This window comes from Achromobacter sp. MFA1 R4 (genome assembly GCF_900156745.1).
Lineage (GTDB): Bacteria > Pseudomonadota > Gammaproteobacteria > Burkholderiales > Burkholderiaceae_B > Achromobacter.
This window is the reverse complement of the sequence record NZ_LT707065.1, coordinates 5,782,761-5,806,807: the sequence shown is the minus strand read 5'-3', so window position 1 is coordinate 5,806,807 and position 24,047 is coordinate 5,782,761. Positions and strand designations below refer to the sequence as shown.

At 66.4% G+C, this 24,047-nt stretch carries 23 protein-coding genes; 19 read left to right on the top strand and 4 right to left on the bottom strand.

Annotation, left to right across the window (positions count from 1 at the left end):
• Positions 1-101: 101 nt before the first annotated feature.
• A complete protein-coding gene (locus BXA00_RS26635) occupies positions 102-857 on the bottom strand; it encodes an RNA polymerase sigma factor FliA (RefSeq protein ID WP_076521365.1) in 756 nt (251 codons plus the stop codon).
• 426 nt (positions 858-1,283) lie between these two features.
• Between BXA00_RS26635 and flhD the strand changes: the two genes are divergently transcribed.
• The 16 genes from flhD to flhF all read left to right on the top strand — a co-directional run bounded on the left by flhD (position 1,284) and on the right by flhF (position 20,502).
• Complete coding sequence (gene flhD / locus BXA00_RS26630) at positions 1,284-1,607, top strand: flagellar transcriptional regulator FlhD (RefSeq protein ID WP_006219025.1); 324 nt, start codon at positions 1,284-1,286, stop codon at positions 1,605-1,607.
• Between the two features lie 32 nt (positions 1,608-1,639).
• The gene (gene flhC, locus BXA00_RS26625) at positions 1,640-2,221 is read left to right on the top strand and encodes a flagellar transcriptional regulator FlhC (protein WP_076521364.1); all 582 of its coding nucleotides are present in this window, start codon (positions 1,640-1,642) and stop codon (positions 2,219-2,221) included.
• A 116-nt stretch (positions 2,222-2,337) separates the two neighbouring features.
• Entirely contained in the window at positions 2,338-3,207 is an 870-nt protein-coding gene (gene motA, locus BXA00_RS26620) for a flagellar motor stator protein MotA (protein WP_076521363.1), read from the top strand.
• Between the two features lie 11 nt (positions 3,208-3,218).
• Positions 3,219-4,208 (top strand): flagellar motor protein MotB, encoded by a 990-nt coding sequence (gene motB, locus BXA00_RS26615; protein WP_076521362.1) that lies wholly within the window; start codon positions 3,219-3,221, stop codon positions 4,206-4,208.
• A 2-nt stretch (positions 4,209-4,210) separates the two neighbouring features.
• Positions 4,211-4,591: a response regulator gene (locus BXA00_RS26610; protein ID WP_076521361.1), complete on the top strand. Its 381-nt coding sequence runs from the start codon at positions 4,211-4,213 to the stop codon at positions 4,589-4,591.
• A 29-nt stretch (positions 4,592-4,620) separates the two neighbouring features.
• Complete coding sequence (gene cheA, locus BXA00_RS26605) at positions 4,621-6,768, top strand: chemotaxis protein CheA (protein WP_076521360.1); 2,148 nt, start codon at positions 4,621-4,623, stop codon at positions 6,766-6,768.
• Positions 6,769-6,784: 16 nt separating this feature from the next.
• Positions 6,785-7,285, top strand: a complete 501-nt coding sequence (gene cheW, locus BXA00_RS26600) for a chemotaxis protein CheW (protein ID WP_076521359.1) — start codon at positions 6,785-6,787, stop codon at positions 7,283-7,285.
• 92 nt (positions 7,286-7,377) lie between these two features.
• On the top strand, positions 7,378-9,081 hold the full coding sequence (locus BXA00_RS26595) for a methyl-accepting chemotaxis protein (protein WP_076521358.1): 1,704 nt from the start codon (positions 7,378-7,380) through the stop codon (positions 9,079-9,081).
• Positions 9,082-9,089: 8 nt separating this feature from the next.
• Entirely contained in the window at positions 9,090-9,944 is an 855-nt protein-coding gene (locus tag BXA00_RS26590) for a CheR family methyltransferase (RefSeq protein ID WP_076521357.1), read from the top strand.
• Between the two features lie 22 nt (positions 9,945-9,966).
• Positions 9,967-11,025: a chemotaxis response regulator protein-glutamate methylesterase gene (locus BXA00_RS26585; protein WP_076521356.1), complete on the top strand. Its 1,059-nt coding sequence runs from the start codon at positions 9,967-9,969 to the stop codon at positions 11,023-11,025.
• A gap of 51 nt (positions 11,026-11,076) precedes the next feature.
• Entirely contained in the window at positions 11,077-11,466 is a 390-nt protein-coding gene (gene cheY / locus BXA00_RS26580; RefSeq protein WP_056316584.1) for a chemotaxis response regulator CheY, read from the top strand.
• Between the two features lie 8 nt (positions 11,467-11,474).
• Complete coding sequence (gene cheZ, locus BXA00_RS26575; RefSeq protein WP_076521355.1) at positions 11,475-12,107, top strand: protein phosphatase CheZ; 633 nt, start codon at positions 11,475-11,477, stop codon at positions 12,105-12,107.
• Between the two features lie 233 nt (positions 12,108-12,340).
• Complete coding sequence (locus BXA00_RS26570) at positions 12,341-13,888, top strand: methyl-accepting chemotaxis protein (protein WP_231952161.1); 1,548 nt, start codon at positions 12,341-12,343, stop codon at positions 13,886-13,888.
• A 162-nt stretch (positions 13,889-14,050) separates the two neighbouring features.
• Positions 14,051-15,205 (top strand): flagellar biosynthesis protein FlhB, encoded by a 1,155-nt coding sequence (gene flhB, locus BXA00_RS26565; protein WP_076521354.1) that lies wholly within the window; start codon positions 14,051-14,053, stop codon positions 15,203-15,205.
• Positions 15,206-15,208: 3 nt separating this feature from the next.
• Positions 15,209-17,329 carry a flagellar biosynthesis protein FlhA gene (flhA, locus tag BXA00_RS26560; RefSeq protein WP_076521353.1) on the top strand — a complete coding sequence of 707 codons (2,121 nt, stop codon included), beginning with the start codon at positions 15,209-15,211 and terminating at the stop codon, positions 17,327-17,329.
• Positions 17,326-20,502: a flagellar biosynthesis protein FlhF gene (gene flhF, locus BXA00_RS26555; protein ID WP_076521352.1), complete on the top strand. Its 3,177-nt coding sequence runs from the start codon at positions 17,326-17,328 to the stop codon at positions 20,500-20,502. Before flhA ends, flhF begins: the two co-directional genes overlap by 4 nt.
• A gap of 80 nt (positions 20,503-20,582) precedes the next feature.
• On the opposite strand, the gene BXA00_RS26550 is transcribed toward flhF, so the two are convergent.
• From BXA00_RS26550 to flgA, 3 genes are all read right to left on the bottom strand, one after another.
• Positions 20,583-21,056: a flagella synthesis protein FlgN gene (locus BXA00_RS26550; protein ID WP_076521351.1), complete on the bottom strand. Its 474-nt coding sequence runs from the start codon at positions 21,054-21,056 to the stop codon at positions 20,583-20,585.
• A gap of 31 nt (positions 21,057-21,087) precedes the next feature.
• Positions 21,088-21,381, bottom strand: coding sequence for a flagellar biosynthesis anti-sigma factor FlgM (gene flgM / locus BXA00_RS26545; protein WP_076521350.1), 294 nt, complete (start codon positions 21,379-21,381; stop codon positions 21,088-21,090).
• A 128-nt stretch (positions 21,382-21,509) separates the two neighbouring features.
• On the bottom strand, positions 21,510-22,226 hold the full coding sequence (gene flgA, locus BXA00_RS26540; protein WP_076522137.1) for a flagellar basal body P-ring formation chaperone FlgA: 717 nt from the start codon (positions 22,224-22,226) through the stop codon (positions 21,510-21,512).
• A gap of 177 nt (positions 22,227-22,403) precedes the next feature.
• Between flgA and flgB the strand changes: the two genes are divergently transcribed.
• The 3 genes from flgB to BXA00_RS26525 are packed head-to-tail and all read left to right on the top strand — an operon-like array spanning position 22,404 to position 23,972.
• Complete coding sequence (flgB, locus tag BXA00_RS26535) at positions 22,404-22,811, top strand: flagellar basal body rod protein FlgB (RefSeq protein WP_076521349.1); 408 nt, start codon at positions 22,404-22,406, stop codon at positions 22,809-22,811.
• Between the two features lie 22 nt (positions 22,812-22,833).
• A complete protein-coding gene (flgC, locus tag BXA00_RS26530; protein WP_076521348.1) occupies positions 22,834-23,253 on the top strand; it encodes a flagellar basal body rod protein FlgC in 420 nt (139 codons plus the stop codon).
• Positions 23,254-23,273: 20 nt separating this feature from the next.
• Entirely contained in the window at positions 23,274-23,972 is a 699-nt protein-coding gene (locus BXA00_RS26525) for a flagellar hook capping FlgD N-terminal domain-containing protein (RefSeq protein WP_076521347.1), read from the top strand.
• Positions 23,973-24,047: the final 75 nt, after the last annotated feature.

The window sequence follows — 24,047 nt, the reverse complement described above, 5'->3', positions numbered from 1 at the left end:
TAGCCTAGCAGCGGCGTCGGGCTGCAAATGCGGGGAATAGCGCCGGAATTGCAGGGGATTCCGGCATGCAGGGCGGTCGTCAGCGCGTGTGACGGCCGTCCTTAGATGATCTGCGCGATCTGCCCCTCAACCGGCAACTCCTGCCAGGCCTGATCCTTCAACCTCGCCCGGATCCGCGCCGTTGCCTGCGACCGCAGCTGACAAACCCGCGCCTCGGTCACATTCATGATCGCCCCAATTTCCTTCAGGTTCAGCCCCTGCTCGTAGCACAGCGACAGCAGCAGCTTTTCGCGGTCGGGCAGGGCATCGATCGCGTGGACCAACGCCTGGCGGAAATCCCCGGCCAGCAGCGCGTCCAGCGGGTTGCCGCCCGCCGAGCCGTGATTCAGGGTGGCGGACCAGTCGGCCTGGCTGGAAGACGAGTCGGGTTCGGTCGTGAAATCTTCGTAATGGACGATCTGCACGCCTTGCGCGTCGTGCAGGAGCGTCTGGTAATCGCTCAGCGGGATGTCGAGCTGGGCGGCGATCTCGGTCTCGGTGGGCGCTCGCATTAAACGCTGTTCAAGAAGCTGGATTGCCTGTTCAATCTTGCGTGCCTTGGTGCGCACGCTGCGTGGCAGCCAATCCTGGCCGCGCAATTCATCCAGCATCGCGCCACGAATGCGGGTCGTGGCGTAGGTCTCGAATTGGGCGTCCGCGGTTTCCTGGTAGCGGCGGACGGCGTCGAGCAGGCCGATCATGCCGGCTTGTATCAGGTCGTCGAGTTCAACGCTCGCGGGAAGCCGGGCAAGCAATTGCAGGGCCAGCTTCCGAACTAGTGGCGCATATTCGACCAGGCTGTCATCTGCGTGGGGCATTGCGGGAATTCTGGCGGAGTCCATCGTGAAGCGCGGTCGTTGTTGTCAATTTGCGACATTGTCGACAAGCGCGGCTACGGTAAAGCGGACGAATCTGAAGCGTCGGCAAGATGCCATTGTCGGCACTCGAGGGCCTTTCATTTCAGGAAGTACGCAACTTTTTGAATGCTTATTTGGCAAATTGACGAAAATTTGTCACGAACTTCTATGTCAAGGTGTATCTAGAAAGGCACGTTGCGCAACATCAACAAAGATTTGTCATATAAGTCATAGAAAATGACATGACCTGTGGTAAATTTTACTTAAATTGCGAACAAATGATACATTTCGCATTAAAACAGGATGCAGCGAGCGAACAGGTAACAGACGTTGCCTGCGCTATCGGTAATCAAGCCCCTCGGGTGGGATAGGGATAGGGAGTACGGCGTGCAACAAGTAGAAAATTCTTTGCTGGCAGATATTCGCGAAGTGAATCTGTCATATCTGTTACTGGCTCAGCGGATGTTGCGTGATGATTACGCGGCATCGATGTTCCGACTGGGTTTCAGCAACGAGGTCGCTGACATCCTCATGCGCCTGTCGCCCGCGCAGCTCGTGAAGCTGGCCAGCTCCAGCTCGCTGCTGTGCCGTTTCCGTTTCGACGATTACAGCCTGCTGTCCGCGCTGACCCACGACGTGTTGGGTGGTGCGCTGCAGCAAGCGCATGCAACCATCCTGCTCGCCAAACAACCCGTCGAAGAACTGGCCTGACGGCCTGAGAATCCCACTCGGACACACCTGTCATGGCCTCCAAGAGCGTTTCCCAGGAAGCGGACGACATTCTGCTTGCCAGTTCCATGATCACCCTGGGCGCGCGCCTTCAGGTGCTGGAGGCTGAAACCAGCCTCAGCCACGATCGCCTCGCCCGCCTGTATCGCGAAATCCGCGGCTGCTCGCCACCCAAGGGCATGCTGCCTTTTTCGGTTGACTGGTTCATGACCTGGCTCCCGAACATCCACTCGTCGCTCTTCTATAACGTGTATTCGTTCCTGAATACGCGCACCACCAGCAAAGGCATACGCGCCACCATCGACGCCTATCGCCTGTATCTCGAAAACGCGGGGCAGGAAGCCACGGATTCCGGTGAGCCTGTCCTCAGCTTCACCCGGGCGTGGATGCTGGTGCGATTCTTCGACAGCGGCATGCTGCAGCTATCGGCGTGCCGTCAATGCGGCGGCCACTTCATCGCCCATGCCCATGATCCCCAGTCGGATTTTGTGTGCGCCATCTGCCGGCCGCCACCCCGTGCGGGCAAGACGCGCGCGGCGGCCAAGGCGCGGGCGGGTAGCCGTCCCGCACCCGCCGCGACCGTCGCGCCGGCCTGATCGGGCGTCCAAATACATCAAAAGCCCTGGAAAACACCCCCTAACCCGCCTTTTTGGGGCAGGGGGGACAGGGGATCATTGACGCAAGTTATAGACTTCGTTGGCAGGGGCCCGTTGTGTTGATTGTTATCGGTTTTCTCGTGGTGATCGTGTCGGTCGTCGGCAGCTTCATAGCGCTGGGCGGCCACTTGGGCGCGCTTTACCAGCCCTTCGAGCTGACGCTGATCTTTGGAGCGGCCTTTGGCGCGTTCCTGGCGGGCAACAGCAAGAAGTCGCTGGGGCTGGTCAAAAAGGCGCTTCCCGATGCACTCAAGAGCTCGCGCTATAGCAAGGACGTGTACATGGAGCTGATGGCGCTCCTGTATGTGTTGCTGAACAAGGCGCGCCGCGAGGGCCTGATGGCCATCGAATCGCACATCGAGGATCCGGGCTCCAGCCCGATCTTCAGCGAATATCCCCGCATCGCCAAAGACGAGAAGCTCATGGAGTTCATCACGGACTACCTGCGCATCATGATCAGCGGCAACATGAGCTCGTTTGAAATCGAGACGCTCATGGACGAGGAAATCGAAACCTACCGCCACGAGCGCGAAGTCCCGGCCCATGCGCTGCAGCAGATGGCCGACGGCCTGCCCGCGTTCGGTATCGTCGCGGCGGTGCTGGGCGTGATCAAGGCGCTGGCCGCCGTGGACCAGCCCCCCGCCATCCTGGGCGACCTGATCTCCAAGGCCATGGTCGGCACGTTCCTGGGCATTCTGCTGGCGTACGGCTTTGTCGGTCCGCTGGCCTCCCGCGTCGAGCGCCGCACGGACGAAGCCATGAAAGTGCTGGAATGCATCAAGACCACGCTGCTTGCCAGCATGAACGGGTATCCGCCCCAACTGGCGGTGGAGTTCGGCCGCAAGGTGCTGTTCTCGTCGGTGCGTCCGACCTTCGGTGAGCTGGAAGAGCACGTCCGGCAGACCAAGTCGACCGGCAAGGCCTGACGGAGCGGGCCATGAGCACGGTAAACAATCACCGTGTGGTGATCCGCCGCAAGAAGGTCAAGGGCGGCGGTCATCACGGGGGAAGCTGGAAGATCGCGTACGCCGACTTCATCACGGCGATGATGGCGTTCTTTCTGGTGATGTGGCTGATCAGCATCGTGCCGCGCGAGGAACTGAAGGGCATCGCGGAATACTTCCGCATGCCGCTGCGCGTCGCCATCACCGGCGGGCCCAGCAGTTCGGCCGAGACCAGCGCCGTTCCCGGCGGCGGGCAGGACCCGCTGCGCAGCGAGGGCGACGTGCGTCGCGGCCAGGGCAACCGGGTCGAGTCCCAGCCCATGGGCGACGCCGAGCGCCGCGAGCAGCATCGCCTCGAAAACCTCAAGCGGCGCCTCGAAAACGTCATCGAGTCCAGCCCCGTCCTGAAGTCCTTCCGGCCGCAGCTCCTGATCGACCTGACGACCGAGGGCCTGCGCATCCAGATCATCGACAACCAGAACCGCCCGATGTTCGCGACCGGCCGCGCCGAAGTGCAGCCGTACATGCGCGACATCCTGCGCGAGCTGGGTCCGGTCCTGAACGAACTGCCCAACAAGGTCAGCATCTCGGGCCATACCGACGCGTCGCAGTATGCGCGCGGCGAACGCGCCTACAGTAACTGGGAGCTTTCGGCCGACCGGGCGAACGCCTCGCGCCAGGAATTGGTGGCGGGCGGCATGAACGAAAGCAAGGTCATGCGCATCCAGGGTCTGTCTTCCAGCATGAGCCTGGTTAAAGATGATCCGTATGCAGCCGTTAATAGACGCATCAGCCTGGTGGTGCTCAACCAAAGCACCCAGAAGCGCATCGAAAGCGAGAACGCCGCAGCCGCGGACGTGAGCGCCAAGGATGCGCGCGAGGTGGGGACGGCCGTGCAGGCGGTGCAAGCCGCCGGCCAGGCCGCAACGGCAACCAAGCAGGGCGAGGCGGAGAACACCCCGCCCGCCGAAGGGGTTCGATAGCAATGGCGGCAACGATACTCGTGGCGGACGACTCTGCAACGATGCGGATGATCGTGCAGGCGACGCTGACCGGCGCGGGCTGGAAGGTGCTGACGGCCTGCAACGGCCAGGAAGCGCTGGAGGTGGCGATGGCCAATCCGGTGGACCTGGTCGTCAGCGACTGGAACATGCCCGTCAAGGGCGGGCTGGAGTTGATCCAGGGGCTGCGCGAAGCGGACCGGTACATGGATGTGCCGGTGCTGGTGCTGACCACCGAAGACGACGTGGACAGCAAGATGGCGGCCCGGGATCTGGGTGTATGCGGCTGGCTTTCCAAGCCGGTGGATCCCGATGTGCTGGTTGAATTGGCGACCGAACTGCTCGACGAGCAGGCCGGCGCGTAAGCAGGTTCATTTAGGAAGGCGTACGGGTCATGAGTTCTGGTTTGGACCTCAGTCAGTTTTACGAGACCTTTTTCGACGAGGCGGACGAGCTGCTCGCGCAAATGGAGCAGCTTCTGCTCGAGCTCGATGTGGGTGCGCCCGACATCGAGCAGCTCAACGCCATTTTCCGCGCGGCCCATTCGATCAAGGGGGGCGCGGCGACGTTCGGCTGTTTCACGCAGCTGGCGGGCACGACCCATCTGCTTGAAAACCTTCTGGACGCGATCCGTCGCGGCGAAATGGCGCTGCGCACGGACATGATTGATATTTTCTTGGAAACGAAAGACGTGCTCAAAAGCCAACTGGATGCCTATCGGGCCTCCGAAGAGCCCGATGATGCCGTGTTTGAGCGTATCTGCGCCGTGTTGAGGCAGCTTGCGCTGGAGCATAAGGATCCCGCGGCGGCCGCGGCCGCTGCCCCGGCGCCTGCCGCGCCGGCTCCGGCCCCGGCGCCCGCCCCGGTGCAGCAGGCGCCCCAGCCCCAGCCCGAACCCGTGGCGCCCGCTGCCCCGGCCGCGGAATCGGGCGAGTCGGCCGCCGGCCTGCCGCTGCGCGTGCGCATCACCAAGGTATCGGACAAGGACGCCGCGTCCCTGCTCGAAGAAATGGGCAATCTCGGCACCGTCAAGGCGAGCGACCGCAGCAACGGCGCGCTGACCGTGTGGGTCGAAAGCACCTGCACGCCCGACGACATCGAGGCCGTGTGCTGCTTCATCGTCGACGGCGACCAGCTCAGCATCGCCCGCGAGGCGGCTCCCGCCACCGGCGACGCCGCGCCTGCCGTGGCCGAAGCCGCGCCGGCCGCGCAGCCGGCCCCCGCGCCGGTTGCCGCGCCTGTGCCGGAAGCGCCCGTGGCCGAACCGGCCGCTGCCGCCGACGCCGGCGCGCCGGCTGCCCGCGCGGCCGCCCGGCCGGCCGCCGCCGCACCCGCCCACGCGGACAAGGAATCGACGTCGATCCGCGTCGGCGTGGAAAAAGTCGACCAGGTGATCAACCTGGTGGGCGAACTGGTCATCACGCAGGCCATGCTGGCCCAGACCGCCTCCACGCTGGATCCGGTGCTGCACGACCGCCTGCTCAATGGCATGGAACAGCTCGAGCGCAACGCCCGCGACCTGCAGGAAGCGGTCATGTCCATCCGCATGATGCCGATGGATTACGTGTTCAGCCGCTTCCCGCGCCTGGTGCGCGACATCGCCGGCAAGATGGGCAAGCAGATCGAGCTGCAGACCTACGGCCGCGCGACCGAGCTGGACAAGAGCCTGATCGAACGCATCATCGACCCGCTGACACACCTGGTGCGAAACAGCCTGGACCACGGCATCGAAACGCCCGAAAAGCGTATCGCCGCGGGCAAGGATCCGGTCGGGCAGCTCGTCTTGTCCGCACAGCACAACGGCGGCAACATCGTCATCGAAGTCAGCGACGACGGTGGCGGCCTGAACCGCGAAAAGATCCTGAAAAAGGCCATGGCCCAGGGCCTGGCCGTGAACGAGAATTCGCCTGACGACGAGATCTGGCAGCTCATTTTCGCGCCGGGCTTCTCGACCGCGGAAAAGGTCACGGACATTTCCGGCCGTGGCGTCGGCATGGACGTGGTGCGCCGGAACATCCAGGACATGGGCGGCCACGTGCAGCTGTCGTGCGAACCGGGCCACGGCACCACGACGCGCATCGTGCTGCCGCTGACGCTGGCGATCCTGGATGGGATGTCGGTGCGCGTGGGCGAAGAAACCTTCATCCTGCCGCTGAACCACGTCACCGAGTCGCTGCAGCCCACGAACGACCAGATCTATTCGGTGGCCGGCAACGAGCGCGTCATGCACGTGCGCGGCGAATACCTGCCGCTGGTGGAGATGCACCGCGTGTTCTCGGTGGGCGAGGCCCAGACCGATCCCACGCAGGCGATCGCCGTCATCATGCAGGCCGAAGACCGCCGCTTTGCGCTGCTGGTCGATCATCTGATCGGGCAGCACCAGGTGGTCGTGAAGAATCTGGAATCGAATTACCGCAAGGTCCCGGGCATTTCCGCCGCCACCATTCTTGGCGATGGCAGCGTGGCCCTGATTGTCGACGTATTTGCGCTCGCGCGCGCCAACCGGGAACGCTGGTCGCAGCCCGAAGCCGTTCTGAATTGATGGAGCACTAAAAATCATGGCAGCCAAACCGCATGCGCAAGCCGCGCGCAACGAAGATGTCGGCAGCGAGTTCCTGGTCTTCACGCTGGGCGACGAAGAATACGGTATCGACATCCTGAAGGTGCAGGAAATCCGCGGCTACGACGCCGACACGGTTACCCGCATCGCAAACGTTCCCCCGTTCATCAAGGGCGTGACGAACCTGCGCGGCATCATCGTGCCGATCGTGGACCTGCGCATCAAGTTCAACCTGGGCCGCGTCGAATACAACGAGCAGACCGTCGTCATCATCCTGAACCTGGACCGCCGCGTCGTCGGCATCGTGGTGGACGGCGTGTCCGACGTGCTGATGCTCAATTCGGGCCAGATCCGTCCGGCACCCGAGTTCGGCGCCACCCTGTCGACCGAGTACCTCACGGGCCTGGGCACGGTGGATGAGCGGATGCTGATCCTGGTGGATATCGAAAAGCTGATGACCAGCGACGAAATGGCGTTGGTGGAGAAGGTCGCCTCCTGATCGGAGTCCGGCCGGAATGCGGGGTAAGGGCGCCATATTGATCGCGATGTGGCGCTTTCCTTTAACGATTGCAGTCTAGGGATGGTCTTGTGATGCGCAAGTTTTTCGCGAACATGACGATACGCAGCAGCCTGTTGTGGGTGCTGGCGTTTTTCTCATTCATGTTGGTGATCGGAGCCGCGCTGGGTGTGCTGTCGCTGCGCGTCAGCAACGGGACGCTGGCTGAAATCAAGCAATCGCAGGAACTGGACGACGCCGTCAGCCGCGTCGTCTCGAGCTACAAGGACACGCTGAACGGCCTGGGCCGCGCCGCGTCGGCGAACTACGCGGACATCGTGCGCAGCGTGGGCCAGCCGGCCCTGCTGGCGCAAGGGCTGTCGAGCGAGGCCGCCGGCCTGCTGGAGCGCGCGAAGGCGTCGCTCAACAAGGGGCAGGCCGAGTTCGACTTCTTCAAGACGCTGCCCCGGCCCCCCGAAGCGGCCGAGTCGCTCAAGGAAATCGAGGAGTCTTATGCAGTCCTCGTGCAGCAGGGCCTCACCCCGCTGGTCGGCGCGCTGGAGAAGGCGGACATGACGGCCTACCAGACGCAGGTCCAGAAGGTGCAGGACGCGCTGGAAGGCCGTTTCGCGCGCGCCGTCGAAGGCTTCGATTTCTGGCGTGCCAGCAAGATGATGGACGCGTTCGACGTGGCGCAGGTGCGCTACCAGTTCGTCCTGATGGCCGTCGGCGCCGGCGGCATCATCGCCGCGCTGCTGGTCTTTGCCACCTATGTCTTCCTGCGCCGCCGCGTGCTGCAGCCGTTGAAGGAAGCCGGCCACCACTTCGACCGCATTGCGGGCGGCGACCTGACGGCCCGCGTGGAAGTCAGCAACACCAACGAAATCGGCCAGCTCTTTGCGGCGCTCAAGCGCATGCAGGAAAGCCTGACGCGCACGGTCGCCTCGGTGCGCCGCGGCGTGGACGAAATCAACGTCGGGTCGCACGAGATCGCGGCCGGCAACACGGACCTGTCCAGCCGCACCGAGCAGCAGGCCGCTTCGCTGGAAGAAACGGCTGCCTCGATGGAGCAACTGGCCTCTACCGTGAAGCAGAACGCCGACAACGCGCGCCAGGCCAATCAACTGGCCGCCAGCGCATCGGACGTGGCCGAGCGCGGCGGTTCGGCGGTGTCGGAAGTGGTGCACACCATGGAAGGCATTTCGGCCAGCTCGCGCAAGATCTCGGAAATCGTGTCGGTCATTGACGGCATCGCGTTCCAGACCAACATCCTGGCGCTGAACGCGGCGGTGGAAGCGGCGCGTGCGGGCGAGCAGGGCAAGGGCTTTGCGGTGGTGGCGGGCGAAGTGCGCTCGCTGGCGCAGCGCAGCGCGCAGGCGGCCAAGGAAATCAAGGGCCTGATCGAGGATTCGGTGTCCAAGGTGGGCGCGGGTTCGCAGCAGGTGGAACGCGCCGGCGCGACGATGCAGGAAATCGTGGCCTCGGTGAAGCGCGTGACGGACATCATGGGCGAGATCTCGGCGGCGTCCGAGGAACAATCCAGCGGCATCGACCAGGTCAACCGCGCGGTGTCGCAGATGGACGAAGTGACGCAGCAGAACGCGGCGCTGGTGGAAGAGGCCGCGGCGGCCGCCGGCTCGCTGCAGGAACAGGCGCAGCGCCTGGCCGAAGCGGTCGCGGTGTTCAAGATCAACACGGGCGAAGTCATCGAAGTGCCGGCGCATCGCCTGTCTTCGGTGCACGCCACTTATGACGATGCCCGCCTGCAAGCGCCCGATGCGCCTGCGCTGGGACGCTGAGGATACGCGTGGCAACTTCGGCGAATACGGCTCCGTCCATTCCGGTGGACCGCCAGTTTGACTTCCGGGACGCGGACTTTTCCCGCGTCCGCAAGATGATCCACGCGCGCGCCGGCATTTCGCTGGGCACGCACAAGCGCGAGATGGTCTACAGCCGTCTGGCGCGGCGGCTGCGCGCCCTGGGCGGGCAGGACTTCGCCAGCTACCTCGACAGCCTGGAAAACGAGCCGGACGCGGCGGAGTGGGAAGACTTCATCAATGCGCTCACGACGAACCTGACGGCGTTCTTCCGCGAGTCGCACCACTTCCCGATCCTGGCGGACTTTGCCAAGAAGCGCGGCGGACCGGTGTCGGTCTGGTGCTGTGCGGCGTCCACCGGCGAAGAGCCGTATTCCATCGCGATCACGCTGACCGAAGCCCTGGGCCCGCGCGCCGCGGGCTCGACCGTGCTGGCGACGGACATCGACACCAATGTGCTGAACAAGGCGCGTAGCGGCGTCTATCCGTACGAGCGCGTCGCGAAGATGGAAGCCGACCGCCTGCGCCGGTTCTTCCTGAAGGGGCGCGGCGCGAACGAAGGGCACGTGCGGGTCCGGCCCGAGATCGCCGACATGGTGCGCTACGAGACGCTGAACCTGCTGTCGCCGTCGTGGGGGATCACGGAAAAATTCGACGTGATCTTCTGCCGCAACATCATGATCTATTTCGACAAGCCGACCCAGGCCAAGATCCTGGAGCGGTTCGTGCCGCTGATGAAGCCGGGCGGCCTGCTGTTTGCCGGCCACTCCGAGAACTTTACGTACATCAGCCGCGATTTCCGCCTGCGCGGGCAGACGGTCTACGAATGCGCAAATAAGGCCTGACCGGGCCAGGGCAGCAAAGAATATGAAGAAAATCAGTGTTTTGTGTGTGGACGACTCGGCGCTCGTGCGCGGCTTGATGACCGAAATCATCAATAGCCAGCCGGATATGGAAGTGGTCGCCACGGCCCCCGATCCGCTGGTCGCGCGTGAGCTGATCAAGCGGCACAACCCGGACGTGCTGACGCTGGACGTGGAAATGCCCCGCATGGACGGGCTGGATTTCCTGGAAAAGCTGATGCGCCTGCGCCCCATGCCGGTGGTGATGGTGTCGTCGCTGACCGAGCGCGGCGGGGAAATCACCCTGCGCGCGCTGGAACTGGGCGCCATCGATTTCGTCACCAAGCCCAAGCTGGGCATCCGCGACGGCCTGCTCGAATACACCGAACTCATCGCCGACAAGATCCGTGCCGCTTCGCGCGCCAAGCTGCGCGCGCCCGCGCCCCATGCGGCGCAGGCCGCGCCGCCGGCCATGCTGCGGCGTCCGCTGTCCAGCTCGGAAAAGCTGGTCATCGTGGGCTCGTCGACGGGCGGCACCGAGGCCATCCGCGAAGTGCTGCAACCGCTGCCGCCCGACAGCCCCGCCATCCTGATTACGCAGCACATGCCGGCCGGCTTCACGCGCTCGTTCGCGCAGCGCCTGGACGCCCTGTGCGCCGTGACCGTGCGCGAGGCCGTGCATGGCGAACGGGTACTGCCCGGGCACGTGTATCTGGCGCCGGGCGGCGAAACGCACATGCGTCTGGGCCGCAGCGGCGCCAACTACGTGATCGAGCTGGAAGCCAGCGAACCCGTCAACCGCCACCGCCCGTCGGTGGACGTGCTGTTCAACTCCGCGGCCGTCGCGGCCGGCAAGAACGCCATCGGCGTGATCCTGACGGGGATGGGCAAGGACGGCGCCGCCGGCATGCTGGCCATGCACCGGGCGGGCGCGCACACGATCGCGCAGGACGAAGCGAGCTGCGTGGTCTTCGGCATGCCCCGCGAGGCCATCGCCATCGGGGCTGCTTCTGAAGTGGTGCCGTTGTCGGCGATGAGCGAACGCATTCTGACTCGCCTGGGCGACCGTGGGCACCGCGTTTGACGCGGACTGACGCCACGATCGATCTCAAGCAAATTTTTTCTGGAGTGAAAGATGGTAGACAAGGGCCTGAAGATTCTGGTGGTGGATGACTTCCCCACTATGCGGCGGATCATCCGCAACCTGCTCAAAGAGCTGGGTTTCGAAAACGTGGATGAGGCCGAGGACGGCGCCATTGGCCTGGAGAAGCTGCGCAACGGCGGCTTCCAGTTCGTGGTGTCCGACTGGAACATGCCCAACCTGGACGGGCTGGAGATGCTCAAGCAGATCCGCGCCGATGCGTCGCTGGCCTCGTTGCCGGTGCTGATGGTGACGGCGGAAGCCAAAAAGGAAAACATCGTTGCGGCGGCCCAGGCTGGCGCCAACGGTTACGTGGTCAAGCCTTTCACCGCGGCGACGCTGGAAGAAAAGCTGAACAAGATCTTCGAAAAAATTGGCGGCTGAGGTGTGTGATGAGCTCAACGGAAACAGTTGACCCGACAGAGTCGCCCGACCTGATCCATCGCATCGCCTCGCTCACCCGCATGCTGCGCGACAGCATGCGCGAGCTTGGCCTGGATCAGGCGATCAAGGACGCGGCCAATGCCATTCCCGACGCGCGCGACCGTCTGCGTTATGTGGCGCAGATGACCGAGCAGGCGGCCAACCGGGTGCTCAATGCCACCGAACAGGCCGGTCCGATCCAGGACAACATGGCGCGTTCGGCGCAGGCGCTGGATAGCCGCTGGCAGCAGTGGTACGACCAGCCGCTGGAAATGCCCGAGGCGCGCGAACTGGTGAAGGACACGCGGGCCTTCCTGGCCGACGTGCCAAATCAGACGCAGCAGACCCAGTCCAAGCTCATGGAAATCATCATGGCGCAGGACTTCCAGGACCTGACGGGCCAGGTCATCATGCGCATGATGGATGTGGTGGGTGCGATCGAGCGCGAGCTGCTGCAGGTGCTGCTGGACAACGTGCCGCAAGAGCGCCGCGACGAAGCCAACAGCCTGCTCAACGGCCCGCAGATCAACCCGCAGGGCAAGACCGACGTGGTCACCAGCCAGGACCAGGTCGACGACCTGCTGGCCAGCCTGGGCTTCTGAGCCCGGCCGCGATGTCCGGCATGGGCGCAAGACGCAGGTCTTGCCGCCCGCACGCTCCAGAGGTGCCGGACGTCCGCCTCCTGACGTATTCCCTAAGGGCGCAAACGCCGCCCGGCCGATAGACTCCTGCCAACAATAATCGGGGCCTTGCAGCGCGAGACAAGGCGCGCCCACGCGCGCCAGGCCATGGATGCCCGCAGAAGGCGGTCCGGGCCAGGGAAAGGAGGTTCATTGTGGCCAGATCCGTATTCCGCCTGGGCGGCATGTGGGGCTTGTTGCGACGGCTCAACCGCGGCGACGCGATGCTGTCCGAGCGCGCCCTGTCCATCAGTCCGGCCGCATGGCCGCTGTACCGTTTCCTGGCGCAGATCCGCGTGCGGGTCATGACGGTGCGCCAATCCAGTATCGAAATCGCGCTGAACGCGGCGCGCACGCAGTTCCAGGCGGGCCGCTGTTCGCTGCTGGCGCGCGAGCAGGCGCGGGCGGCCGAGGCGCTGGCGGCCAGCGGCGCCCAGATCGCCGATCTGTCCGCCTCGACTTCCACCCACGCCCGCGAGATCGCGGCGGTCTCCGGCCAGAATCTGCATGCCGCGCAGCAGGCGCTGGCCGATCTGACCGATGTCAAGGAGCGGGTCGACCGCATGACGCGGGAGATGGCGGCCTTCACCGAGGTGGTGGGGCAGTTGGCGGCGCGCGCGCAGTCGGTGGGCGACATCAGCAAGGTGATCAAGGACATTGCGCTGCAGACCCAGTTGCTGGCCTTGAATGCGGGCGTGGAGGCGGCCAGGGCAGGGGACGCGGGACGGGGCTTTGCCGTGGTGGCCAGCGAGGTCGGCCGCCTGGCCGAGCGCGTCAACACCGCCACCAGCGACATCGGCCGCCACACGACGCAGATGTTGGACCTGGTTTCGTCGACGCAGCGCCAGACCGGCACGCTGCGCGAGGACGTGGATGCCTCGGGCGCGGTGCTGGACCGCACCTGCGGCGGCTTTGAACGCTTCGTGCGGGATTTCGACAGCATGAACCGGCAGGTCGGCGACGTGGTCCAGGCGATCGGCGAGGTCGACGCCACCAATCACGGCATGAGCCAGGAAGTGGGGCGCATCGCGGCCCTGAGCGCGGACGTGCTGGAGCGGGTGGGCAGCATGTCCGGCGAGATCGACCGCATCCGCCGGCAGACCGAAAGCGTGCAAGAGGTGCTGGCCGACATGCGCACGGGCGACACGGCATTCGACAGCCTGTCCGATTCGCTGGAGGCCTTTGCCGATGCGGCGGGCAGCCTGCTGCAGGAAGCCCGGCGGCGCGGCCTCGACGTGTTTGACCGCCACTACCAGCGCATTCCCGGCAGCGAGCCGCCGCGCTACCACACCGCCTATGACCGGGCCATCGAGGAGCCCCTCACGCGCCTGCTGGACAGCGTGCTGGAGGCCGTGCCCGGCGCCATCTACACCATCCTGGTGGACAACCGGGGCTATGCGCCCGCCCACAACAGCCGCTTCTCGCACGCGCCGACCGGCGATCCCAAGGTCGACATCGCCCGGGTCCGGAACAAGCGGATCTTCGACGATCCCGTCGGCGCGCGGCTGGCCGCCAATACCGGCGCGCAATTGTTCCAGACGTATTCGCGCGACACGGGCGAGATCGTCAACGACATCTCCCTGCCCATTTATCTGGGGCCGGAACACTGGGGCGCGGTGCGCATCGGGCTGGACTACGCCCGCTTCCAGGCCGTCCTGGACGGGCAGGGCGCCGGCCACCCGGTGGCGCAGGCGGCAGGCTGAACCGCCCCGCCCGGGAGGGGCGGCGTAGCCGCCGGCGGCGCATCGGGGAATAGCGCCGCTTTCTTCCCGCTTCTTGGCATATCGCTCAGGCCCGCCGCCTCCTAGAATCTCGGCGGGCGGCTTGCATTTCCACGTCAGCGAGCCGCAACGATCCCGTAGAGCATGTCCGAAGAAAGCGACCTCGAGAAAACCGAAGCCGCCTCTCCAAGGCGCCTGGAAAAGGCGCGCGAGGAGGGGCAGATTGCGCGTTCCCGGGAATTGGGGACGTTCATGATGCTGGCGGTCGGGGTCGGCGCCATCTGGGCGAGCGGCGGATCGCTGTACGAGGGCCTGAGCGGCGTGCTGCGCAGCGGGCTGGCGTTCGACCAGCGCGTGGCGCTGGACCCGGGCGTGATGGTCGAGCAGGCGGTCAGCGGCTTTGGCCATGCCCTGCTGACGCTGCTGCCGATCTTCGGCCTGCTCGCGGTGATCGCCGTGCTGTCCAGCGTCGTGCTGGGCGGGATCATCATTTCGACCAAGCCCCTGCAGCCCAATTTTTCCAAGCTCAGCCCGCTGGCCGGCCTGAAACGGATGTTTTCGGCGCAGACCGTCGTGGAACTGGTCAAGGCGCTGGCCAAGGCATTGCTGGTGGGCGGCGTGGCGGTCTGGGTAATCTGGCGCTATCACGACGACATGCTGGGCCTGATGCACGTGGCGCCGTCGGCCGCGCTGACCAAGGCGCTGAGCCTGGTGGCGATGTGCTGCGCCTTCATCGTCGCGTCCCTGCTGATCATCGTGATGCTGGACGTGCCCTGGCAGATCTTCAGCCACCTGAAGAAGCTGCGGATGTCCAAGGAAGACGTGCGCCAGGAGCACAAGGAAAGCGAAGGCGATCCGCACGTCAAGGCCCGCATCCGCCAGCAGCAGCGCCAGGCGGCGCGCCGGCGCATGATGTCCGAGGTGCCCAAGGCCGACGTGGTGGTGACCAACCCCACGCACTACGCGGTGGCGCTGAAGTACGACGAATCGAAGGGCGGCGCGCCGGTCGTGCTGGCCAAGGGAACGGGCATCATCGCCGCCAAGATCCGCGAGCTGGCCGCCGAGAACCGGATTCCCACATTGGAGGCGCCGCCGCTGGCGCGCGCATTGCATCAACACGTCGAGCTGGGGCAGGAAATCCCGGCCGAGCTGTATACCGCGGTGGCGGAAGTGCTGGCATGGGTTTTCCAGCTACGATCCTGGCGCTCGGGCTGGGGGCATGAACCGACAGCCCCCACCAGACTGAACGTGCCAGCCGAACTGGACCCGCAGGCAAAAACCGCAGCACAAGGAGTTTAAGGAATGAGCGCACTGCTCACCATGTTCAAGAGTAACGGCGCCGCGCATGCGCGGCTGCTGGCGGGTCCCATCCTGATCGTGATGGTGCTGGGCATGATGGTGCTGCCCCTGCCCACGTTCCTGCTGGACCTGCTGTTCACCTTCAACATTGCGTTGTCCGTGATGATCCTGCTGGTGGCCATGTTCACGCGCAAGCCGCTGGATTTTGCCGCGTTCCCGGCCGTGCTGCTGTTTGCCACCTTGCTGCGCCTGTCGCTGAACGTGGCGTCCACGCGCGTCGTGCTGCTGAACGGGCACACGGGTCCGGACGCCGCGGGCAAGGTGATCGAGGCTTTCGGGCACTTCCTGGTGGGGGGCAACTTCACCGTCGGGATCATCGTCTTCATCATCCTGACCATCATCAACTTCATCGTCATCACCAAGGGTGCGGGCCGTATCGCGGAAGTCGGCGCGCGCTTCACCCTGGACGCCATGCCCGGCAAGCAGATGGCGATCGACGCCGACCTGAACGCCGGCCTGATCGGCGAGGACGAGGCGCGCAAGCGCCGCTCGGAGGTCTCGCAGGAATCGGACTTCTTCGGCTCGATGGACGGCGCCAGCAAGTTCGTGCGCGGCGACGCCATCGCCGGCCTGCTCATCATGGCGATCAACATCATCGGCGGCCTGATCGTGGGCGTGGCCCAGCATGACATGTCGATGGGCGACTCGGCGCGCGTCTACACGCTGCTGACCATCGGCGACGGCCTGGTCGCGCAAATCCCGGCGCTGGTGATCTCCACCGCCGCCGGCGTGGTCGTGTCGCGCGTGTCCACGGACCAGGACATCGGCCAGCAGATCATCAGCCAGCTTTTCTCCAACCCCAGCGTCCTGTTCCTGACCGCCGGCATCATCGGCATCATGGGCCTGATCCCCAACATGCCGCACGTCGCGTTCCTGACGCTGGCCGGCGCGCTGGGCTGGGGCGGCTGGATGCTGCGCAAGCGCGCGCTGGCCGCGGCCGTGGCGGCCGAGGAGGTGCCGCCGCAGGCGATCACTCAGGCGCAAGCCGCCGCCGCCGAGGCCAGTTGGGAAGACGTATCCATGGTGGACCAGTTGGGCCTGGAGGTCGGCTACCGCCTGATTCCCCTGGTCGACCACGCCCAGAACGGCGAACTGCTGCACCGCATCCGCAGCCTGCGCAAGAAGTTCGCGCAGGACGTGGGCTTCCTGCCGCCCGTGGTGCACATCCGCGACAACCTGGAGCTCAAGCCGAACGATTACCGCATCCTGCTGTCCGGCGTCGAGGTCGGCAACGGCGTCGCCATGCCGGGCCAGTGGCTGGCCATCGATCCGGGCGGCGTGACGATGCAGATCAAGGGCACGCCCACCACCGATCCGGCCTTCGGCCTGCCCGCGCTGTGGATCGACGGCTCGCTGCGGGATCAGGCCCAGGTGGCGGGTTACACCGTGGTGGATGCCGGCACGGTCGTGGCCACGCACTTGAACCACTTGATGCACCGCCACGGCTCGAACCTGCTGGGCCGCCAGGAAGTGCAGCAACTGCTGGACCGCATCGGCCGCGATGCGCCCAAGCTGGTGGAGGACCTGGTGCCCAAGACGCTGTCGCTCACCGCGCTGCAGAAGGTGCTGCAGGGCCTGCTGTCGGAAGAGGTGCCCATCCGCGACATGCGCACCATCATCGACACGCTTTCCGAGCATGGTCCGCGCCTGGCGGCGCTGGCGGCCGGCTCGGGCGGCCAGCCCGACATCAACGAGCTGATCGCGCTGACCCGCCGCGCGCTGGGCCGGGCCATCACGCAGCAGTGGTTCCCCGGCGAAGGGGAACTGCGGGTCATCGGCCTGGATGTGAAGCTCGAACGCGTGCTGTCGCAGGCCATGACGACCAGCGGGGGCCTGGAGCCCGGCCTGGCCGACACGCTGCTGCGCGAGGCGCAACTGGCGGTCGAAAAGCAGGAATCGCAAGGCAATGCGCCGGTGCTGCTGGTGTCGCCGGTCTTGCGCGCGCCGCTGTCGCGCTTCCTGCGGCATCATCTGCCGCAGCTTGGCGTCTTGTCGAACACGGAAATTCCCGATGAGCGCATCGTCCGCGTGACGGCGCTGATCGGCGGGAGCAACGGGCAATGAAGATCAGCCGCTTTTACGGGGCAAACACCCGTGACGTGATGCGCCAGGTGCGCGAGGCCCTGGGACCGGACGCGTTGATCGTGTCGAACCGCAGCGTCGAGGGCGGCATCGAGGTGCTGGCCACCGTCGATGGCGCGTTCGACGACGCGCCCGCGCAGACGCCGCCGCAGGAGTCGCAGGGTCAGGCGCGGCTGGGCCTGGCGCAGCTGGCTAACATCCCGCAGCCGCACACCCCGCAGCCGCACGCCCCGCAGCCGCACACCTCGCAGCCGCACACCTCGCAGCCCCAGCCGCAGCCGGGTTACGCGCAGCCGTCCTACCCGCATCCGCACCAGGAACGCCAGCCCGCGAGTTCGCCGTTTGCCGCGCCGGCCGGGGCCGAGCGTCCGCTCGCCGCGCCTGCGGCAATGCCGTCGTTCCAGCCCCCCGCCGCGATGCCGGCGGCCGGTTACGCGGCGCCGTCGCGGTCTATCGCCGCGTATCAATCCGCTTACGCCGCGTCGGCCCTGCCGGCGGACGAACCGTCGACGGCGCCGGCGTCGTTTGCGACGCCCGTATCGCAGCCTGTGCCGTCCGCGTCGCAACCGGCCGCGTCCGTATCGCAACCGGCCCCTTCCGTATCGCAGCCGGCCCCGTCCGTGACGGACCCCGTCGCCTTGGCGGCGAATCGCGCCCCGGCCGCGCCGGCCGCGGCATCCGCTCCAGCGACGCCGATGCCGGGCGCCGCGGTGCGGGTCGAACTTCCCGCGCTTGCGCCCGCGTCGGCGCCTGTCGCCCGCATGGCCGCGGCCGCCGCGCCGTCCGTGCACATGGCCACATCGGCCGCGCCGGCGGCCCACATGGCCGCTGTGCCCTCGGCCCACATGGCCGCCGCGCCCGCCACCGCCTACCAGGAATCCCGCCACTACGCCGCGCCGGCGGCGCCGGCCATGCGCGCGCCTGACGTGCCCGCCGTCCCTACGCAACCGCCCGCGCCGCCCGCCATGGCGCGCACGCCGGACGCGCCGGTCCGCCCGCCGCACGGCACCCCCCCCGCCAGTCTGCCCGGCGATACGGCCGCCGGCCTGCAGGACGCGATCAGCGCCTTGCGCGGCGCGCTCGAAAGCCGCATGGATGGCCTGCTGTGGGGCGGCCGCCAGGGGCCGGGCCGCGAACCGGCTGGCGCGGCGTTGTTCCGCAGCCTGCTGGACGCGGGCTTCAGCACGAAGCTGGTCCGCACGCTGGTCGAACGCCTGCCGCAAGGCCTGGGCGCCGAGGCCGCGCTGAGCTGGGCGCGCAACGAGCTGGTGACGCACCTGCCCGTGCTGCGGTCCGAAGATGAATTCCTGGCCGGCGGCGTGTATGCGCTGGTCGGCCCGACCGGGGTGGGCAAGACCACCACGCTGGCCAAGCTGGCGGCCCGCTGCGTCGCCCGCGAAGGGCGCGAACAGGTCGCGATGCTGACGACCGACCTGTTCCGGATCGGCGCGCTGGAACAATTGCAGATCTATGGCCGCCTGATGGGCGTGCCCGCGCATTCGGTGCGCGACGCGGGCGAACTGCGCCGCATCCTGGCCGAGCTGGGCAACCGCAAGATCGTGCTGATCGACACCACCGGCATCAGCCAGCGCGACCGCCTGGTGGCCGAGCAGGCCTCCATGCTGTGCAACGCGGGCAAGCCCGTGCGCCGGCTGCTGGTGCTGAATGCCGCGAGCCAGGGCGACACCCTGGACGAGGTGGCGCACGCCTACCGCAACGGCGTGGGCGAGGACGTGGCCGGCTGCATCATCACCAAGCTGGACGAGGCCACCCGCCTGGGCGCGGCCCTGGACACCGCCATCCGCCACCGCTTGCCGATCCATTACATGTCGGTCGGGCAGAAGGTGCCCGAACACATGGAGCTGGCCCGCGCGGACGTGCTGATCGACCGCGCGTTCTCGATGGTGGAACGCGCCCGCGCGCTGTACACCCCCAGCGAAGCCGACTTGGCATCACTGGTGTCCTCGTCGCGCGAGCCCGACGCCGTGGATCCCGTGCGCCGCCGGCAGTTGCTGGCCTCGGCCATCCTGCCGCAGCAGGGCGGGGCGGCGTCGATCGCCGCCGCGCAGCGCCTGGACGACACCATTGCCTGGCTGGACAACGATGCGGCCTGCCTGCAGGCGCGCACCGCCTGGCGCGAGTATGTTGGCGACGGCGCGGGCGCGAGCCTGGCCGCGCTGGGCGACGAGCCGCTGGCAATGGCGCGCCGCGAGTTCTCGGCGGCCTGCAGCCGCAATCTGCTCGTGATGCACGGCAAGACCGCCATGAAGGGCGAGGGCTTGCCCGGCGGCACGCTGCTGGGCGCGGTCCTGATGAGCGACCGCGGCGCGGCGCTGGCCGCGCCGGCGCAGCAGCTCGTGCTGCCGCACGGAATGCTGACGTCCTTCGCGCCCGCGGCCCCGGCGCAGCCGGACCCGGCCGCGGCGCTGGCGGCGCGCGTGCGCTGGCTGGGCGAACGCCTGCCGTCGCTGCCGCTGGTCCATATGCTCGAGGCGGGCACGGCCGCGCTGTGGCAGTCGTTCAGCGATCAGGGCGTGTCGTGGGTGGCGCGCTGCCCCGGCGGCCTGCGCGTATCCCAGGACGAATGCCCCACCAACCTGAACGCGGTCGGCAAGAGCGTGGGTTACCTGCCGGTGGGCCAGCCGGGCGACATGCCGGGCCTGCGCCTGGTGCGCGACGGCAAGACCGTGCCGTTGGCGCTGTGGGCGTCCGGTACCGAAGTCGTGCTGCCGGCCAAGGGGCAGGGCGCCAGCGTGCGCCTGGTCTGCGCGCGCCTGATCGACACGGTCAGCGGCGAGGTGGCGGGCCAGTTGTTCGGCGCCACGAATCTGCCCGCGTCGCAGGCCGACGCCGCCACGATTGCGCGCTGGCTGGTCCTTCAGGACGAGGCCAAGGCGGCCTTCCGCTACATGGCCAACGCCTGGCAGGCGTTGCCGGCGGTCGATGGCGCCCATACGCTGGCGCGCCAGTCGCTGATGGCGGGGCAGCTCGGCGCGGCGTGCTGGCAGCTCGCCCATTCCCCGGCCGCGGAGGTCGTGCGCGGCCCGTTGTCGGGCATCGTCGGCGTCGGATCCGAGCGCAAGCTGTCGGGCAAGATGCTGCCGGTGGCGCTGCTCAAGATGTTCGCGCTGCTGGAGATGACGGGCGGGGCGTAACCGACCCGGCGCCCGCGCGCCATCGGGAAAAAAAAGCGGCGTGCCATGCACGCCGCTTTTTTTATCAGGACAGGAAGGCGTCAGCCCGCCACGATGGGCTTGCGCCCCGGCGCGCTGCGGGCGCCGCGGCCCTGGGCGTCATAGGTCGACGCGCTGCCGACGCCGACGTTGCGCAGGGCGTCCAGCGACTGCTGGGTATAGCGCAGGTGCACGTCGATGAGCGCGCCATTGCGCAGGTTGATTTCGCTGGCCGAGGCCGATTTGGTCAACAGGGCCTGCCACACGCCGGAAAGCTGCGGATACTGCACCGCCGCCTGTTCGGTGCCGGCATGGCCGGCGGGCAGGCCGATCTCGCTGAGCAGGTTGTCGCGCGTCTGGCTCAGGTCGACCAGTTGCTGGGCGACGCCGCGCTTGCGCTCCGTGATGAGGTTCAGCGCCTCGACGCTGCCCTGTCCGACCAGGACCTCGGTTTCTTCCTCGAGGATCGAGGAAAATTCGGTGATCAGGGCGTCTTCCTGCTTCATGCAGGATTGCAGGGCATCGACAAGGCTCATGACGGGCTGCTCAATACAGAAGGTGAAAGAATTACTTCAGCAGGTCGCGGGCGCTGGCGATCAGGCTGTCGGCGATGCGGCCGGTGTCGATCTTGAGCTGCCCGGACGCGATGGCGGCACGGATGGCCGCGACGCGTTCGACGTTGATGTCGTTCGAGCCGTCTTGCAGGGCCAGCATCTTGCGCGATGCCGAGCTCAGCGCCACTTGCGAGCTGCTCGAGCCCGTGGCGCTGCTGGCGCCATAGGCCTGGCTAACCGCGGTCTCGGCGCGGGCACCGACGGCGTCGGCCGACAGGGGCCGGTTAGTGGTCGAATTGATTTTCAAGGTTTTCTCCGCAGGGCGTCCTGGGTCGGTTTGCGACGGATCCGCCTACTTATGTCTCTGTAACGACAAGGGCCGAAGGAACTTTAGGGTATACGCACACCCGTCGCAAACGCGATTTGTAACATTATCTATAGCTGTACTTCCACCAGGGTGGCGTTGCGGACGATGCCGCTGACCACTTGACCGCCTGCGGTGCGCACCTGGACGACGGCGCCGGGCGCCGCATTGTCCAGGGCCTCGCCTTCGCTGCTGACCATGAAACCGTTGCCTCGCGCGTTGATGCGCACGTTGGTGCCGCGCATTACCGACTGGGCGTTGCGCAACGATGAACTGCGGATGGGCTGGCCGGCGTTGATCCGGAACGCGGCCGTCATCCCGGCGACCGCCTGCGGGTCGGTGATGGCGCCGGGGGGCAGGGTGATCAGGTCGCCTTCGCGCGCGTCCAGGTCCGCGGGCGTCAGGGCCTGGCCCTTGGCGATCAGCCGCGAGGCCACGTAGTAGTGGCCGGACACGCTGACCGTCGCCTGCACATAGGCGGTCCAGGGCTTGGGCGCGTTGCAGCGCACGCCCACGGTCATCCGGGAGCGCAGCCGCATGCCCGACGGAAGAAATGGGGACAAGGTCTCGCAGGGCGTCAGGCGGTCGGTGCGCGGCGGGTCGATGGCGATGGCCGCTTCGCCGGGCAGGGAGGCCAGCTGTTCCTGCAGATAGGTCTGCGCCGCAATGACGACTGCTTCGGGCGCCTGGGCGGCCGACGCGTCCTGCGCCTGGGCGGCGGCCGCCGTGGCCAGCAGCAGGGCGGCAAGGCAGGCGCGCGCGTGTAGGAGTCTTGCGGAGATTTTCATGATGGATGAATTGTAGAAGTGGGCGGCGTTCGGCAATACGTGAATTGGATGAGAAATGACGGGTTATTTGGCTGATTGTGTTCAGGGTCCGGCCCCTATCATGCCGTCATCCAATGGGATAACGGTGTGCTGGACAGGCCCCGTGCGGACCCAAAGCAACGTATTGAAGGCGTCACGATGCTCGACAGGCTCAACGAAGATTTCCGGTTCTACCAGACTGCACTGGGACTGCGCGCCCAGCGCCAGGAGGTGCTGTCCTCAAACATCGCCAACGCCGATACGCCGCATTACAAGGCGCGCGACATCGACTTCAAGGCGGCGATGCAGAACGCCCTTGAAGGGTCCAAGCGCCTGCCCGATACGTCGCTCACGCTGACGTCCGCGCGCCACATTCCGGCCAAGGCCGTGTCGCAGGGGCCGACGGACCTGCTGTACCGCCTACCGTACCAGCCCAGCATGGACGGCAACACGGTGGACATGGACATCGAGCGCGTGCAGTTCGCCGACAACACCCTGCATTACCAGAGCACGATGCAACTGATCTCCAGCCGCATCCGGGGCCTGCAGACGGCCATCCAGGATTGATCTTTAACAGGAGCGACAGGCAATGTCCTTGTTGAGCATTTTCGATATCGCCGGTTCGGCGCTGAGCGCGCAGTCGCAGCGCATGAACGTGGCGGCCAGCAACATGGCCAACGCCGACAGCGTGGTGGGGCCGGACGGCCAGCCGTATCGCGCCCGTCAGGTCATATTCCAGGTCAACCCCGCCGCGGGCCAGGCGCTCGGGCAGGAAATCGGCGGCGTGCGCGTGGCCGGCGTGGTCCAGGACCAGTCGCCGCTCAAGCAGGTCTACGACCCCAAGCATCCCATGGCCGACGCCCAGGGCTACGTCAGCATGCCCAACGTCGACCCCGTGGCCGAAACGGTCAACATGATCGCGGCATCGCGGTCCTACCAGGCCAACGTCGAGGTGTTGAACACCGCCAAGGCGTTGATGCAGAAAACCCTGACCATCGGTCAATCCTAATTTCCAGCCAGAGCGTATCCATGACCACCGTCGATCAATCCACGAGCACCACGGCCATGGGCCTGGCGCAAACCGGCGCCGCCAGCACCAGCACCGCGCAGGGCCTGCAGGACCAGTTCCTGAAGCTGCTGGTCACGCAGCTCCAGAACCAGGATCCGTTGAACCCGATGCAGAACGCGGAACTGACGTCGCAGCTGGCGCAGATCTCCACGGTGGAAGGCATCACCAATCTCAAGAACACCATGCTGGCCATCAGCGGGCAGATCGACGTATCCCAGTCGATGAATGCCGTGTCGATGATCGGCAAGGGCGTCCTGATCCCGGGCACCAAGGTCAAGGTCGGCGTCGACAGCGCCAATCCGGCGGACCGCGTGGTCACGCCATACGGCCTGGACCTGCAGGGCGACGCCACCAAGGTGCAGGTTCGCATCTCGGATTCGAATGGCGCCGTCGTGCGCACCATCGAGCTGGGCGAGCAGAAGACCGGCGTGTACACGCTGGAATGGGACGGCAAGAACGACGCCGGCGTGGCGCTGGAGGCGGGCGCGTACAACGTGTCCGTGCTGGCGACCGACGCCGAGGGCACGAAGGTCAATTCGGAAGTGTTGAGCTACGGCATGGTCAAGAGCGTGGCGTACTCCACCAACGGCCTGCGTCTGGACCTGGGCCTGGACGGCCAGACCAGCATGCTGGACGTGCGCAAGGTGGTCGGCGCCTGAATCAGGCGGATATGAATCGGTGCCGGCGCACGGGCGGCGGCTTTTCCACTAAAGAATTAGCGATTAGCGAGAGTA

Excerpts from the sequence above, each read along its gene's own strand:
- flhC (WP_076521364.1), top strand. The coding sequence starts at position 1,640 with ATGGCCTCCAAGAGCGTTTCCCAGGAAGCGGACGACATTCTGCTTGCC.
- cheZ (WP_076521355.1), top strand. The coding sequence starts at position 11,475 with ATGAGCTCAACGGAAACAGTTGACCCGACAGAGTCGCCCGACCTGATC.
- BXA00_RS26525 (WP_076521347.1), top strand. The coding sequence starts at position 23,274 with ATGACCACCGTCGATCAATCCACGAGCACCACGGCCATGGGCCTGGCG.
- flgA (WP_076522137.1), bottom strand. The coding sequence starts at position 22,226 with ATGAAAATCTCCGCAAGACTCCTACACGCGCGCGCCTGCCTTGCCGCC.
- cheA (WP_076521360.1), top strand. The coding sequence starts at position 4,621 with ATGAGTTCTGGTTTGGACCTCAGTCAGTTTTACGAGACCTTTTTCGAC.
- flgB (WP_076521349.1), top strand. The coding sequence starts at position 22,404 with ATGCTCGACAGGCTCAACGAAGATTTCCGGTTCTACCAGACTGCACTG.
- flgC (WP_076521348.1), top strand. The coding sequence starts at position 22,834 with ATGTCCTTGTTGAGCATTTTCGATATCGCCGGTTCGGCGCTGAGCGCG.
- BXA00_RS26635 (WP_076521365.1), bottom strand. The coding sequence starts at position 857 with ATGCCCCACGCAGATGACAGCCTGGTCGAATATGCGCCACTAGTTCGG.
- flhA (WP_076521353.1), top strand. The coding sequence starts at position 15,209 with ATGAGCGCACTGCTCACCATGTTCAAGAGTAACGGCGCCGCGCATGCG.
- BXA00_RS26610 (WP_076521361.1), top strand. The coding sequence starts at position 4,211 with ATGGCGGCAACGATACTCGTGGCGGACGACTCTGCAACGATGCGGATG.
- cheY (WP_056316584.1), top strand. The coding sequence starts at position 11,077 with ATGGTAGACAAGGGCCTGAAGATTCTGGTGGTGGATGACTTCCCCACT.
- BXA00_RS26585 (WP_076521356.1), top strand. The coding sequence starts at position 9,967 with ATGAAGAAAATCAGTGTTTTGTGTGTGGACGACTCGGCGCTCGTGCGC.
- flhB (WP_076521354.1), top strand. The coding sequence starts at position 14,051 with ATGTCCGAAGAAAGCGACCTCGAGAAAACCGAAGCCGCCTCTCCAAGG.
- flhF (WP_076521352.1), top strand. The coding sequence starts at position 17,326 with ATGAAGATCAGCCGCTTTTACGGGGCAAACACCCGTGACGTGATGCGC.
- motB (WP_076521362.1), top strand. The coding sequence starts at position 3,219 with ATGAGCACGGTAAACAATCACCGTGTGGTGATCCGCCGCAAGAAGGTC.
- cheW (WP_076521359.1), top strand. The coding sequence starts at position 6,785 with ATGGCAGCCAAACCGCATGCGCAAGCCGCGCGCAACGAAGATGTCGGC.
- BXA00_RS26550 (WP_076521351.1), bottom strand. The coding sequence starts at position 21,056 with ATGAGCCTTGTCGATGCCCTGCAATCCTGCATGAAGCAGGAAGACGCC.
- BXA00_RS26595 (WP_076521358.1), top strand. The coding sequence starts at position 7,378 with ATGCGCAAGTTTTTCGCGAACATGACGATACGCAGCAGCCTGTTGTGG.